Origin of the sequence: Chryseobacterium sp. SIMBA_028 (assembly GCF_046535285.1) — a bacterium.
Classification (GTDB): Bacteria; Bacteroidota; Bacteroidia; order Flavobacteriales; family Weeksellaceae; genus Chryseobacterium.
In genome coordinates this window covers 14,498-29,400 of the sequence record NZ_JAWRWZ010000001.1, presented here as the reverse complement: position 1 = coordinate 29,400, position 14,903 = coordinate 14,498, and the positions used below count along the sequence as shown (strand labels likewise).

The window sequence follows — 14,903 nt, the reverse complement described above, 5'->3', positions numbered from 1 at the left end:
CTATATATTATTTTTTCTTCTTATCATCTTCTGGCACATTATAATTTGGTGGATTAGGATTAACCGGTATTCCTCCATAAGTTGTTCTCGCAGGTAATTTTTCTATTTTTCGTGCTTCATTTTCAGTTTTCACAGCCCTTTGTTCAGATGGGTTATCTGCATCACTAGTATTGGTTGCATCGGATTGATTATTAGTATCTTTATCATATTGATGTTGCATTTCGTGAGCTACTGTACTTAAATCAGAATTTGGAACACCTTCCATTTTCTTAAATCTATCTTTTTCTTCTTGGCTTGAAAGATTAAATATAGTTTGAGAACCTCCGTCTGGAGTTCCTTGTACACCTGAACCTTGATTTGGAGTTTGGGGGTCAAAAATATAATGCTTATTTTCACTATTTTCAAGTTGATGCAACATTCCTTTTAGAACTTTGCTATCTGAATGCTCAATTTTCCTATAAGCTCTTGCCAATCTAAATAAATTTTGACTTACTTTATCCTTTCTACCATCGTATTTTTGTCCTTTTTTATCTCCATTTAAATAATAAAAATTCCCTTTATTATATTTTAAATGTACCTGGGTTTTTTCATTTACCACTTGTACAAAAATAATATCTCTTCCATCTGGGTCAATGTAATTGATTGGATTGTCTACAGCATAGTTATAAGGCGACCATCTTCTGTATTTCTCTGCTAGTGGGTCTATAACTCCCCATCTTCCGATATCTGCCATATAGAATCTCGCCCCATAATCGTACATACCGGTCTCTTGCAATTCCTTGCCGTTGTATTTATAATTCTTGTAAGAACCCTGCCCATAAAACGAGTGCCCCGTCTTCAAATGGTTCATCCCAAACGGATAATAATCATTGGCATCTACAATTTCAAGAGCTCCTGCGCTGTTTCTGCCAAAACTTACCCTTACATTTCCAAGGTGATCCTTGTACTGGTAAATATACTGATCTTTTTTATAATCATAATATCCCTCGGCAGTAGGAAAAAATACAAGGTCTTCATCCTTTGTAGGAAGCACAATGATGCCTCCTCCACCGCCAATGGGAGGGTCAATACCAGGTTCTAAAGGCTTTATAATTCCATCCATAGTATAGGCCTGCGTTTCCATGGCCTTGGACATCTCCCTGCTGGCAAGCAGTAATTCGGTACTTCCGCCTCCTGTGGTTGTCCTGTTTACATACTGAAATCCGTCAAGGTAGTCTGCAATTGTATTAACGGTGTAGCAGTTGATAATTCCACACTCCATGATGGAGTTGGTCTTTTGAAGCTTTGTTCCGTTGGCCGTATACTTGTAGCCAATGGCCCCATCCTGTATACCGAAAATCTCAATTCTCTCAGGCAGGTTAAGGAAGTTATACTTTATGGAGGTCAGCTTTTTATCCTTCATATTCTCCATATTCCCGTTCAGGTCATAGGTAATGGTATTTCCGCCTCCCTCATACCCTGATGGGTTGGTGGATATATCATTGATGCTGGTAAGCTTGTTTCCTGTGTAATTATAGGTAAGCTTATCTATGACCGTAGCCGTTGTATTATTATCCATAATAGAAGTTCGGTATAGATTGGAAATATTCCCATTGACATCATAGTCCATCACCTCGGTATGTTCCTTGCTCCATGGATTGTTGGGGTTCTGGTAGTATCCTGCAGTCAGCCTGTTTAGTGTATCATAGGCATAGCTATACCTCTTCGGCTCCAAGGGAGGATTGGCTCCGGGTGACTCCATTGTTCTCCAATCGACCTCTGCAATGTTACCATTATACATGGGCTTCACATTCTTACCTGCAAAAAGACTGGTATCAGGGTTGGTAGTTCCATCCTTTTGGTTGTATTTTATTCTGTAGGAGAATAATTTTCCATTTAGATTCGGTACAGACATGTCATTTTTATTGATGTCTGTCATCCATCCCCTGATATTGTAGGCATAATCTATACTCTGCAGGTTGTTGCCTACCTTTTTATTCGTGAGCTGGGAGATATCATTGTACTTGTTTTCAGTTAATAATACCTCCGGATTACTATCCACCTGATGCCAGTGCTTAGTCAATCTATTGGTATGGTCATATTCAAAACGTTCATTAACCTTTACTCCAATATCGCTGGTTTTTCTTTTGTGAGTGGTAACCATCTGGGTTGCCATTCCGGAAAAATCCAGTTTTGTTTCAGTTATGGTATACCCTCCCAGGTGATTCATGGAATGGGTCCCGATTTTTCTTCCTTTACGATCATACCAGAAATAGTCCTTGGTCCAATTAAAATCATTTATGTTTCGGACAAGGCTTGCAGTAAGCAATCCTCGGGTTGACCGGGTTGTTCTGGTATTAGAGACGGATATTATGGTTGGGTTTTGAGCGAGTGTTGGCTGCTCCAGGACGACTTCAGGGCTTGCCGGAACATCAGGAGGATACAGATCATAGTAATTGACACTCAGTATGGTTATAGGTCCAGTGGGAAATGCTTCATTGGTATAGTAGGTATTTGTTCCATTCTGGACAATGGGAGTTTTACTAAAGATTTCATTATTTACAGCATCAAACGGCATGATATCCAAAGAATTCTGCACGGTAAGCCTTGTTTCCGTATTGGCAAAAAATCCTGTATATGCTACATTTCCAAACTTGTCATATTTTGTAAATAACCAACCGCGGGCCCCAAAGTTGTTGTTAGTTGTCCTCAGGTTTCCATCCTGCATCAATACCATCCTGTCCTGCTGGTCATATACCATAAACTCCCAGTCCTTTCCCGGAAGCTTCTTTTCCACCATCCTGCTCTGATTGTCGTAGTGGTACTGATAGCATAAATTATCCAGTACGGAGGAAGAAATTGTATTGCCTGCCGCTTCAATGGATTGTATGGCCAGCGGAGGGAGTACAAATGCCAGGGCTCCATATTCATTGTACCCATAATAGGTATCAACATTCCGAATACCATCATTCCTTCGGATTAAAATATCCTGTCCTTTACTATTGGTAAACTTAATAACCATATTCCCGTCTTCATCAGTTGTGGTATTTTTATAGAGTGTCCCTTTTTTATAGTAGCCGGCAGAAGCATATTCTGTATTTTCTGTGGAAATACTTAATGTGGGTGTACCTACAGCAACATTGGAAACCGTGGACCATGAAGTAGCAACAATGAATTTCCTTACCTCTGAATCATTATTGGACTCATAAGCATACTTCATTGTTTTTCCAGTCCCCATCTTCCATGGATCTCCCGGAGCGGCATTTTCCAGAAGTCTGTCCAGTGGTGATTTTTCAATTTTATTTTCGCTGTAGTAGTTAGAAGCCTGTCCATATACGGATGCTGCTCCTGCCATATCCGGTGAGGGGAAAATTCCGCCATTATTAGTTCCCTGCTGAGGTAATGGCAGCATGTTATTGATCTGCCTGCCATATCCATCATACTCAATTGGGGTAACAAGATCCTTTCCCCCTGGCGTTGCCTTAATGGAGACATTCTGCTTGGGCCTTCCCAATCCGTCAATATAACTGACTTCCTGTATTTGCTTTGCCGTAGTACTGGAAATGGTAGCGGCTTCCAGATAAGTTCTGCTGTATACATAATTTTCTGTCTGGGTTAGATCCTGCGATTTTACTAAGGAAATTGCAGAGAGTAAAACCGTCAGTGAAAGCAAGTATTTATTCATGATTTGTGCTTTAGTGTTTATAATTATAGTTAAACTCCTTTAGGATATTATTATTAACATCCACTATGGACTGCAGCCTGTTTGAGGAATCATATTTATAGTATTCTCGTATTCCTGTTGGTGGAATTATACCGGTAACTCCAATGAGTGGATCATACGTATAGGTGGTAACCCTGTATTTTTTAGTGGCAAAGCTTTCTCTAAAGGTATCCTGGGAAATCATCAGTGCCTGCTCACGGGCGGCATCTACATCCTCATTCGATTTGGCAATAATATCTGCTGCAAGGCTAAAAGCCTCCTGATAAGTGGCTCCCTCTATTTTGGCAATAGGCAAAGTATTGTTATACCCCCATATAATGGACGTAGGAATCCCTCCCTTGGTAGTATACTGCAACAGGTTTCCATGGGCATCGTACTGGTCATATTTAATAACAGTCTTTGCAATGGAGGAATTATCCTGATCATATGTCTGCACAGACACGGGAAGTATAAAATTATTGGTTTGAGTATTCTTCCCATATAGGGTTTTCACCTTTGAAATAAACTTTCCGTTTTCCTTAGTTTCAGTTTGCAGTGGAATCCCCACCATATTAGCAGCAAGCATATTGGCATTATTTTCCTCATGGGCATATGTATAGCCTGTTAACTGCTGGGAATTGTCTGAACCTATCGTCAATTGCCCCGTCGATTGGTAATGCTGGGGATTATTATAAAAATACTGTGTCTCGGTCTTTACAGGAGTTCCATTCAGAAAATCGGTTGTCTTTTGTGATTGCAGATAGTCAAAACGGGAAATATTCTTGTATTGTACAATGGATATATTACCAACAAGATTATTGTGTATAAATTCAGTTCCGGTAGGTTTTCCATAGCATTCGTCATAGGTTGTTCTCAGGATATTGCTAGCCCCTGCATTGATGCACTTTCCATCATACCATGTATGTTGGTGGTTTGCTGTACATTCATATTCCGAATACTTTATATTGACATCATGAATAGAACATTTCCTTACCGGAGCTTGTATATAGGTAATTTCATAGTTCTTTCTTAGGCTGAGTCCAATGATAGTACTTCGCTTTTTAACATCCTCAACAAAGTTATTCTCAACTTTCTTTAGCGGCGTATTAATGGAGTCATAGTAAGTGGTGGTTAATTCCTTTCCGTTTAACCAACCACGATTCGTCCAGGGAGAACTCACAATATCAGCTCCTCCTCTGATGTTTCCATAAATATCTGTACTTGTCGAATACTCATGGACAATGGATCCACCATTTCTATATTCGGTTACCTGCTCATAGAATAGGTTTGGATGGGTAGCATTCAATGAACGTACATTATCTGATGAAAGGTGAACAAGGGGGAAATCATAATTGCTTCCTATGCATAGTTCTCCACTGGTCGTAAAGTCTATAAAATAGGGAGGCCTCACCAAAACTCCGGTTGAAAAATTGTCTGCAGCATCATACTTATAGCTTATGGTTATAGGAGTACTTGAAGCATTTTCATAGGTTGTTGTTGTTTGGGCAACCCTTGAACCACCAACAGGAACATTTTCAATTTTCACGATATCCGGTAAAGCATAGTTAATAAAAGAAGATCCAGTGGTACATCTGAAAGCAACATGCAAATTAAAGGTGACCATCCCCTGAGGCACACTAAAACATGTTATACTATTTCCTCTCACAGTGGTTCCGACTTGGGTTCCGGGAGAGGGATTCGGCCAACCCGGGCATAGGCCCCCGGGAGGAGCAAACAGAGACTGCCCATTTTCCTTGGTACCGCTTATGGTGGCTTTATGATGGAAACCTGTATCCTCGGCAGAATCACAGTCATTCGAATTAAAGTCACCACGTAGGCTTACGTACATGTTTTGGGCCATCTCGTTGTAAAATGTAACGGTATCTGTGGGTTTGTCTGTGGGACCCTGATCAGATGTACTCCATACCTTGAGTTGCTTGGCAGTCTTAGGTGACTTGTAGATCCTTGTATCCTTTATCGTATTGGGTTCATACTTGATCATCGTAAAGCCCCCTGTTGGATAAATAATCTTTGTTAAAAGGCCGGCCTGTGTTTTAACGATGTCAACCTCCTGGTCAGCCCCGGGATAGCTTACCTCCTTTATCAATGGCACATCAGGAAGAGCCGGGATCAGGTTAGTGTTTGTCTTTCCATTAAAATACCCCCATTTGTCGCGGCTGTACGAAAGTCTTTGTGGAATTAACGATGGTGTTATGTATTCAAACAGGTATTTTTTTCCTGACTTATTATCTACGATCTTTTCAAGATAGGCACGGTCAAGAGATGGTGTTTTTATAAATGAAAATGAGTACGATTCAATAACCACACTATTAATTGTTTTTTTAACCTCATTGATCTGCGCTGCATCATCATCAAACAGTTTTTGGTAAGTCAGCTGTATTTCCCCAAACATTGGTCTGTTACTGTATATTCTTGTTAATCTCTTCCCGTTGATAGCCTGCATATGAGAAACCGCAGGGGGGATGTATGGACTTACTGCAACACCATTCATACAGTTTCCATTAGAGTCTTTTACAGAATAGGAAGCTCCAGGTATGGTAAAACTCATGGTTTGGCTTTTGGCGCTAATTCCATTAGTTTCATCAGCCTCATATTCAAGATTGACTTCCAGTCCATTGGTATCGGTGATCTTACTCAGGTACCAGGCAGTTACATTGATGGATGGAATTGAATGCCCTCCTCCAAAAACACGATTGGTGGTTGTTTCTTTTTGGTCAAATAAATATTTGACTCCATTTTCCAATATAATGGTAAATGAGGATCCTCCTGATGTACCCTCAATAACTGCATTTTTGAGTGAAAGTATCCTCGGTTTACCCCATTTATCGAAAACAAAGCTAAGGCTTACCCCTCCAAAATTGGCATAGTACATGTCTGGTTCAGAATCCACTCCGCCAGAGGTTGCATTCTGTAAAAACTCCCTCACTTTTCCATCTTCAACATTCAATGAATCAAGGTCAGGAGGGTTCACAAAATGCCCCGGATTTTGTCCATCTTCATCAGGAATCGCCCTGATTACCCTTGTTATAACTCCGCCCGCAATAAACTTCCAGCCAAGCCCTGCTTTTCCACTCAACTCATCAACCTTTATTCCATTGGAAGAGTAGTTAATTTGAATGGGAACATTAATATTTCCTGCAGTAAAGCCCATGATCGGAATATCGATATTGGGAGTTCCGGTAAACATTCCTACAGGTGTATTTCCATAGCTTCCCAGTTTAAATGCCTCTGGGGAGGGTGGAAAAATATTGGGCTGAAATCTTGAGGGATCAGTCGTATTTGCTCCAGGTTGTTGGGCATGCACGGTTCCCATCATAAGCAGTATGCCTATGGGAATAATTATTTTCTTCATTATTATTAGTTTTTTTATTTTTTTATCAGTTTAGCATTTGCGGTCTTGTTAGTATCAGTCTTGATGGTCACCAGATAAGCTCCCTGAACCAAAGCCTGGGTATTAATTTTAGTAACCCTGTTTTTGGTCTTCAGGTTTTGCAGTTGTCTTCCACCCATGTCATAGACCAGAATATCAGCCTCCTTGAAGTCAAAGCCTATTTCAACATAGGCATAATCAGATACCGGGTTTGGATAGATCTTGATATCATACTTTTCAATCAGGTCATTCACCTGCCTGTCACCCAGCTTTACAATCTTCCAGTTTTCCTTCCCTAGTTCCTCGGCACTCGTTCCTGCCAGAATAATGGAACCATCCCTGTTGAGTCTTACATCTGAAAGTCTTTCCTCACGCTTCTTGGATTCTCCCTTGATGTGCTTTCTCCACTGCTCATTTCCAGCTCCGTCCAGGTATAGTAACCAAAATGTTTCATCTTTCTCTTCCATTCTTCCCTCAGCCTGCGTATAGCCACCCAGCAAAATTCCCTTGGTTAGGTCTTGATTCTGAATAACATTCATTCCCATCAGGATATCCCTGTTTCCAAAGGTGTAGGACTTCTGCCACTGCTCATCCCCACGCTCATTCAAGGATATGATCCAAAGGTCTGTTCCCTTTTCAATTCCCACGGTCTTGTTTCCTGATCTTTCCGACCTGGATTCCCCGCCAATAATGTAGCCATTGGAAGTCAATGCAAGGGTTCTGATGTGGTCATCTCCCTTTCCGCCAAGGTTCCTTTCCCATTCAACCTTGCCGTTCTTGTCGAGCTTAATGATCCAATAATCACCCTCACCAAAGTTTTCGCTTTGCTTGGAGGTTGTAGACGGCTGGTTGCTGTTAGTCGGTTTCTCTGTTGATTGTCCATTATTATTGACAATCCCACTTCTGGAATAGATGCCCAATAATGCGCCGCCATCCCTTGTGGGAATCATTTTTTCAACCTCGTCAAGGCCTCTTCCCCCCAAAATAAGTTGGGAAAGCTCCTTGCCGTTTTTGTCAAGTTTCACCACCCATACATCCTTGGAGCCATGGCCCTTGGGGGAGTTTTGAATGTTTCCTGCCACAATGAATCCCTGGTCCGTGGTTTGGATCACGGACCTTGCTTCCTCATCCGAGGAGCTTCCCAGGGTTTTCTGCCACAGCTCATCCCCAAATTCATTGATGCGAATCAGCCAAATATCTGAACCACCCTTGGAATCATCCTTTTTATCCAGTCCCTTGCCTGAATAGGAGGTTCCTGCCAAAAGAAATCCACCATCCTGGGTGGTTACCGTTGCTGAAAGATAGTCGTGGTTGTTTCCTGAGAAGTATTTTTCAAAAACCGATTCTCCCTGCTGGTTCAGTTTTACCAGATGGAAGTCGTAGCCGTTGTTTTGTTTGCTATTCTGCTGAAGCTTGTCGCCCTGAATGGAGCTTCCCGTAATCAGGTACTGCTGATCGATGGTGGTGGTCACCTGGCTTAGAAAGTCCTGTGTGGAGGACTTGATGTCCCGTTGCCATAGAACTTCCTGGGCAGATACCCCCAGCACAGCGCACAAGGTAAATGCACCGAGATAGATCTTTTTCATCTTATGTTTTTTAAGTTAGAAATTAGTTTTATTATTTTGGCATAAATTTAACTTTTTTTACAATTCAAAAAATAAAACAAAGTCATTTTATACACCATTTTAATTACAAAATCATTTTACTATTATTTATTAAGTTACAGTAAAAAAATATGACGTATTATTTTCACAATAAAAGAGCCTTTGAAAAATTTCAAAGGCTTCATTTATTCCTGTTCTGAAGAATTTTCTCTATATCTTCCAGCGAAAATCCTTTTGCTTTCAATAAAATAAGAAAATGATATAAAAGATCTGCAGCTTCATTTTTAAAGAGGATATCATTATTATCCTTAGCCTCAATCACTACTTCTACGGCTTCCTCTCCTACTTTTTGAGCTACTTTATTTATTCCTCTCTGATACAGCGAATAGGTATAGGAGTTTTCTTCTTTATGATCAATTCTTTGAGAAATTTTCTCTTCCAATTCATATAAAAATCCCTTAGGCTCCTTTTCTCCGAAACAGCTGAAGCTTCCTGTATGGCAAACCACATTGGTTGGGGTGGCCTTTATGAGAACAGTATCCTGATCACAGTCTATGGCAATACTTTTTACTTCTAAAAAATTGCCGGACTCCTCTCCTTTGGTCCATAATCTGTTTTTGGAGCGGCTGAAAAAAGTAACTCTCCCTTCGTTACTTGTCTTTTCAAATGCCTCCTCGTTCATATAGCCCAGCATCAAAACCTGTAATGTTCTGTTGTCCTGAATAACTACCGGAACAAGGCCATTATCTTTACTAAAATTAATGTTCATCGTACTTCTATTTTTTGAGTTTTTAACTGTTGTTTTAAATCCTGTATTCCAATTTCATTAAAATGGAATATACTGGCTGCCAACGCTCCTGTAGCATTGGTCTCATTGAATACTTTAACAAAGTCCTTTACAGCTCCTGCACCTCCGGAAGCAATGACAGGAATACTTACATTCTCCGAAACCAACTTTGTAATTCTCAAATCAAAGCCATTTTTTGTTCCGTCACCATCCATAGAAGTTAAAAGAATTTCACCAGCCCCAAAATTTTCTGCCTGCCTTGCCCATTCCACAGTGGTAAGCTCAGTCGCCTTTCTACCTCCATGAATATGAACAAGATCAACTTCTCCTACCCATCTTGTATCAATGGCAACTACAATACACTGACTGCCAAATTCATTTGCCAGATCAGAGATAAGCTTCGGATTTTTCACTGCAGAAGAGTTGATACTAATTTTATCTGCTCCTGCTTCCAAAAGTTTTCTGACATCTTCAACAGACGAAATTCCACCACCTACCGTAAAGGGAATACTTAGCTCCCTGGCAATATCCCTTACTAATTCTACAAATGTTTTTCTATCCTCCAGGGTTGCTGTAATATCAAGAAAGACCAGCTCATCAGCTCCCTCCTGTTCATATTTCTTTGCCAATTCTACGGGATCTCCTGCATTTTTCAGCCCCTCAAAGTTGATTCCTTTTACCGTACAACCGTCCTTAATATCCAGACACGGAATAATTCTTTTTTTAAGCATTTTCAATAAAATTTTGAAGTTGTTGGAGGCTTATTTTTCCCTCATAAATAGCTTTCCCGATAATAGTCCCGGAGCAGCCGATATCTTTCATTTTATGAACATCCTTGATGCCGGAAATTCCACCGCTTGCCACCAACTGAACTGAGGTTTTATATAAAATCTCAATATACAGACCGGTTGAGGGACCTTCCAGCATTCCATCCTTTGAAATATCGGTACATATTGAACTCTGAATTCCTTTTTCCTGATATTGAAGAATAAAATCAATAATGTCCTCATTGCTTTCCTCCTGCCATCCGGAAGTCTTAATTTTTCTGTTATCACAGTCGGCCCCAAGGATAATTTTTTCCGGACCGTATTTTTCGATGGCACGATAACAAAACTCAGGATCCTGAACAGCAATACTTCCTAAGGTAATTTGCTTCGCACCGGAATTAAATGCAATTTCTATGTCCTGCTCTGTTTTCAATCCTCCTCCAAAATCAATATGAAGCGAAGTTGAGCCTGCAATATCCTCCAATACTTTTTGGTTCACAATATGCTTGGATTTTGCGCCATCAAGATCTACCAAATGCAGGTATTTAATTCCAAAATCTTCAAATTCCCTGGCCACTTCTACAGGGTTTTCATTGTATATTTTCTTTGTGCTGTAGTCACCTTTTGATAAACGCACACATTTTCCATCAATAATATCGATAGCGGGAATAATCTTCATTAGGATAAGTTTATAAAGTTTTTAAGTATCTGACGTCCTATGCTTCCCGATTTTTCCGGGTGAAACTGCATCGCATAGAAATTATCTTTCTGTAAAGACGCACTGAATGGCAGAATATAGTCACAAATTGAAGTGGTAAAGTCCGATATTTCACAATAGTAACTGTGTACAAAATAAACATCATCTCCTTTTTCAATGCCTGAAAATAGGGATGAACTCTGCTCTGCAACAGTATTCCAACCCATATGCGGCACAAGACCCTGAGGCGGAAACCTTTTCACATTGATATCAAAGATCCCCATTCCTTCAGTATTTCCCTCTTCATTCGCTTTACACATTAACTGCATTCCCAGACAAATTCCCAAAACAGGCTGTTTCAGACTTGGAATAAGCAAATCAAGGCCTTTTTCTTTTAACAATTTCATGGTTGAAGACGCTTCACCTACCCCAGGAAAAATAACCTTATCAGCTTTTAAGATAACTTCAGGGTCATCTGTAATAACGGAGTCTGCCTGAAGCCTGTTTAAGGCATTCTGTACAGAACTTACATTACCACCATTATATTTTATTATTGCAATCATATGTTATAAACTTCCTTTTGTTGAGGGTAAACCGTAATTAGTATCCGACTGGTTGACGGCCATTTTAACCGCCTTTGCAAAGGCCTTGAAAATAGATTCAATCTTGTGGTGTTCATTGCCTCCTTCCGCTTTAATGTTCAGATTAGACCTTGAGGAATCTGTAAACGATTTGAAAAAGTGAAAGAACATTTCTGTCGGAACATCTCCTATTTTTTCTCTTTTGAATTCAGCATCCCAAACTAACCACGGTCTTCCGCCAAAGTCAATGGCCACCTGAGACAGACAATCATCCATAGGAAGCAGAAAACCATATCTTTCAATACCTTTTTTCTTTCCCAATGCCTTTACAATGGCTTCTCCCAGAACAATTCCGGTATCTTCAATCGTGTGGTGCTCATCCACCGCAAGGTCTCCCTTTACCTTGATCGTAAGGTCCATATTTCCGTGTCTGGCGATCTGTTCCAGCATATGGTCAAAGAAATGAAGCCCTGTTAAAATGTCAGAATTGCCACTTCCGTCAATATTCACTTCAATATCTATTTCTGTTTCATTGGTCTTTCTGGATACTCTGGCTTTTCTCATACCCTCTTTTAAGAAGCGATAAATCTCATTCCATTCTGTGGTAACAAGGCTTGCCTCCTCATTAAAGTTTTGGTTTAGAAAAATTGCCTTAGATCCTAAGTTTTTAGACAGTTGCACATCTGTATCTCGATCACCGATTACATAGGAATTTTCAAGATCATAATTTCCATAGATATATTTTGCAAGCATTCCAGTACCCGGTTTTCTGGTAGGTAAACCCTCATGTTCAAAGCTTCTATCTATCAGAATATCGCTAAAGATTATCCCTTCATTTTCAAAGGTTTTGAGCATCTTTTCATGAGGTTTTATAAAGTCTTCGAATGGAAAGCTTTCGGTTCCCAGACCATCCTGATTGGTGACCATTACCAGTTCATAATCCAGCTCATTGGCTATTTTGGATAGATTTTGGAACACACCGGGATAAAATTCAAGCTTTTCCAGTGAATCCACCTGAAAATCTGTGGGTGGTTCGATAATTAATGTTCCATCCCGATCTATAAACAGTACTTTTTTCATTCTGGTATGTTTTTTAAAAGATTGATCAGCTTTTCATTGTCCTGACGATTTCCTACATTAATTCTGATACAGCCAGGAATGGCCGGATCTCTTCTGCTCGTTAAAATTTCCTGTTCCAGCATGATCTCGTATACCTTGTTTACATTCTTCATTTTAATTAAAAAGAAATTGGCGTCCGTAGGAAATACCTTTGCAATACATTCGATATCCTTGAATTGTTCCTGTAACCATTCTTTTTCTGCCAAGATTTTATTTATATTTTCCTGAAGCCTATTTTCTTCCTCCAGCGTTTTTAAAATCAATTCCTGACTTAATATATTGACATTGTAAGGAGCTTTTACCGTATTGATCAGTTTAATGATTTCTTCTGAAGCGTAAGCCATTCCCACTCTTGCACCTGCAATTCCCCATGCTTTTGAAAAGGTCTGAAGAACAATAAGATTTGGGTATTTAGCCAAAAGTTCCAGACTTGACTTCTTTCCGGAAAATTCGATGTAGGCTTCGTCTACCACAACAATTCCATCAAAATTCTGAAGATAGAACTCAATATCGTATACACTATTTCCAGTGGGGTTATTAGGGGAACATAAAAAGAAAACCTTAATGGGCTGCTCTTTGACAGTTTTTAAAAAATCATCTTTTACAATGTCAAAATTTTCATCCAGATTAATCTGTAAAACCTTGTTTTCATTGATGGCAGCATAAAAACCATACATAGCAAACGACGGATTCATCATCAGAATAGCATCTTTTTTAGGTTCGCAGAAAATCTTAATGATTAAGTCAATCAATTCATCACTTCCGTTTCCTATTGCGATCTGTGATGGGGAAACATTTTTAAGTTCTGACAATCTGCTTTTAAGCTTTCTCTGGGTAGAATCCGGATAGCGGTTACATGGTCCAAAAGGACTTTCATTGGCATCTAAAAAGGCAGGATCATTAAATTGATTATGGTCCCTAAAACTGATATAAGGCTGTAATTTTAATATATTTTCTCTTACTAAATTATGGATACTGATTGTGTTCATTTTTATTATTTTAATCTGATTGATACTGCATTTTTGTGGGCAAACAGACCTTCTGCTTCCGCCATTATCTCGATTGTTTTTCCTAAATTCTGAAGTCCCTCCTTTGATAAGTGTTGAAACGTTATTTTCTTTACAAAGCTATCTAAGGACACTCCACTGTAATTTCTTGCATAGGCATTAGTAGGAAGCGTGTGATTGGTTCCGCTGGCATAATCTCCCGCACTTTCACAGGAGTAATTTCCCAGAAAAACAGAACCTGCATTTTGAATCATTGGAATGTATTTTTCAAAATCATTGATCGCTAAAATGAGGTGTTCCGGAGCATAAAGATTACTGAATCCAACAGCTTCTTCCAGGCTGTTCATTACTATAAAACTGCTATTTCCCAGCGATTGATTTGCGAATTCATTTCTCGGTAAATCTCTGACTTGTTGCTCAACAGCACTAATTGTCTCATCAAAGACTTTAAGATCAGTCGTAAGGAAAACAACCTGACTATCACTTCCGTGTTCTGCCTGTGAAAGAAGATCTGCTGCACAAAATTCCGGAACCGCCTGTTCATCTGCTATCACCAGAACCTCGCTTGGACCTGCCGGCATATCGATAGCTACTCCGTAACGCTGGGCATATTCTTTTGCAGCCACAACAAACTGATTTCCGGGTCCAAAAATTTTATACACCTTAGGAATACTTTCAGTTCCCAAAGTCATGGCAGCTACAGCCTGCGCTCCACCAGTTTTAAAGATTTTTGAGACTCCGCAAAGCCTTGCTGTATACAAAATAGCAGGATTGATATTCCCATCTTTATCTGGTGGTGTACAAAGGATAATTTCTTTGCATCCGGCTAGATTGGCTGGTACAGCAAGCATTAATACTGTTGAAAACAAAGGAGCTGTGCCTCCCGGAATGTAGATTCCTACTTTCTCCACAGCTCTATTCTCTCTCCAGCAAACCACTCCTTTTGTAGTTTCAATCTTTTGGATTTCAGAAAATTGAGAAGTATGAAATGTAGAAATATTCTCTTTCGCCTCCTGAATTGCTATTTTTAATTCATGACTGATCAGATTTTCTGCTTTTTCAATTTCTGCGTCTGTCACAGAAATACTCTCTGTCTCAGCCTTATCAAACTTTTTGTTGAACTCTATTAAAGCTTTATCTCCTTTTTTTTCTACTTCTGTGAATATTCCGGAAACAAGTCCTGAAATCTCTTTCTGCTCAAAAATTGGACGCTTTACCAAGTCTTTCCAGATGTCTTTTGTAGGATATTTGTATATTTTCATTTGTAT

Annotated in this window: 10 protein-coding genes; all 10 read right to left on the bottom strand. The window is 39.7% G+C overall.

What is annotated here, in order from left to right:
* Window positions 1-7 precede the first annotated feature (7 nt).
* Window positions 8-3,664 carry a DUF6443 domain-containing protein gene (locus tag SCA31_RS00140; RefSeq protein ID WP_410694727.1) on the bottom strand — a complete coding sequence of 1,219 codons (3,657 nt, stop codon included), beginning with the start codon at window positions 3,662-3,664 and terminating at the stop codon, window positions 8-10.
* 10 nt (window positions 3,665-3,674) lie between these two features.
* Window positions 3,675-7,055 (bottom strand): hypothetical protein, encoded by a 3,381-nt coding sequence (locus SCA31_RS00135; RefSeq protein WP_410694726.1) that lies wholly within the window; start codon window positions 7,053-7,055, stop codon window positions 3,675-3,677.
* 14 nt (window positions 7,056-7,069) lie between these two features.
* Window positions 7,070-8,659 (bottom strand): T9SS type A sorting domain-containing protein, encoded by a 1,590-nt coding sequence (locus SCA31_RS00130; RefSeq protein WP_410694725.1) that lies wholly within the window; start codon window positions 8,657-8,659, stop codon window positions 7,070-7,072.
* A gap of 199 nt (window positions 8,660-8,858) precedes the next feature.
* Complete coding sequence (hisIE, locus tag SCA31_RS00125; RefSeq protein WP_410694724.1) at window positions 8,859-9,446, bottom strand: bifunctional phosphoribosyl-AMP cyclohydrolase/phosphoribosyl-ATP diphosphatase HisIE; 588 nt, start codon at window positions 9,444-9,446, stop codon at window positions 8,859-8,861.
* Window positions 9,443-10,195 (bottom strand): imidazole glycerol phosphate synthase subunit HisF, encoded by a 753-nt coding sequence (hisF, locus tag SCA31_RS00120; RefSeq protein ID WP_410694723.1) that lies wholly within the window; start codon window positions 10,193-10,195, stop codon window positions 9,443-9,445. The genes hisIE and hisF overlap by 4 nt, the downstream gene beginning before the upstream one ends.
* Entirely contained in the window at window positions 10,188-10,910 is a 723-nt protein-coding gene (gene hisA, locus SCA31_RS00115) for a 1-(5-phosphoribosyl)-5-[(5-phosphoribosylamino)methylideneamino]imidazole-4-carboxamide isomerase (protein WP_410694722.1), read from the bottom strand. Before hisA ends, hisF begins: the two co-directional genes overlap by 8 nt.
* Window positions 10,910-11,491, bottom strand: coding sequence for an imidazole glycerol phosphate synthase subunit HisH (gene hisH, locus SCA31_RS00110; RefSeq protein ID WP_410694721.1), 582 nt, complete (start codon window positions 11,489-11,491; stop codon window positions 10,910-10,912). The genes hisA and hisH overlap by 1 nt, the downstream gene beginning before the upstream one ends.
* 3 nt (window positions 11,492-11,494) lie before the next feature.
* Window positions 11,495-12,589, bottom strand: coding sequence for a bifunctional histidinol-phosphatase/imidazoleglycerol-phosphate dehydratase HisB (gene hisB, locus SCA31_RS00105; RefSeq protein ID WP_410694720.1), 1,095 nt, complete (start codon window positions 12,587-12,589; stop codon window positions 11,495-11,497).
* Window positions 12,586-13,617: a histidinol-phosphate transaminase gene (gene hisC, locus SCA31_RS00100; RefSeq protein ID WP_410694719.1), complete on the bottom strand. Its 1,032-nt coding sequence runs from the start codon at window positions 13,615-13,617 to the stop codon at window positions 12,586-12,588. Before hisC ends, hisB begins: the two co-directional genes overlap by 4 nt.
* 5 nt (window positions 13,618-13,622) lie before the next feature.
* Entirely contained in the window at window positions 13,623-14,897 is a 1,275-nt protein-coding gene (hisD, locus tag SCA31_RS00095; protein WP_410694718.1) for a histidinol dehydrogenase, read from the bottom strand.
* Between the last annotated feature and the right edge of the window lie 6 nt (window positions 14,898-14,903).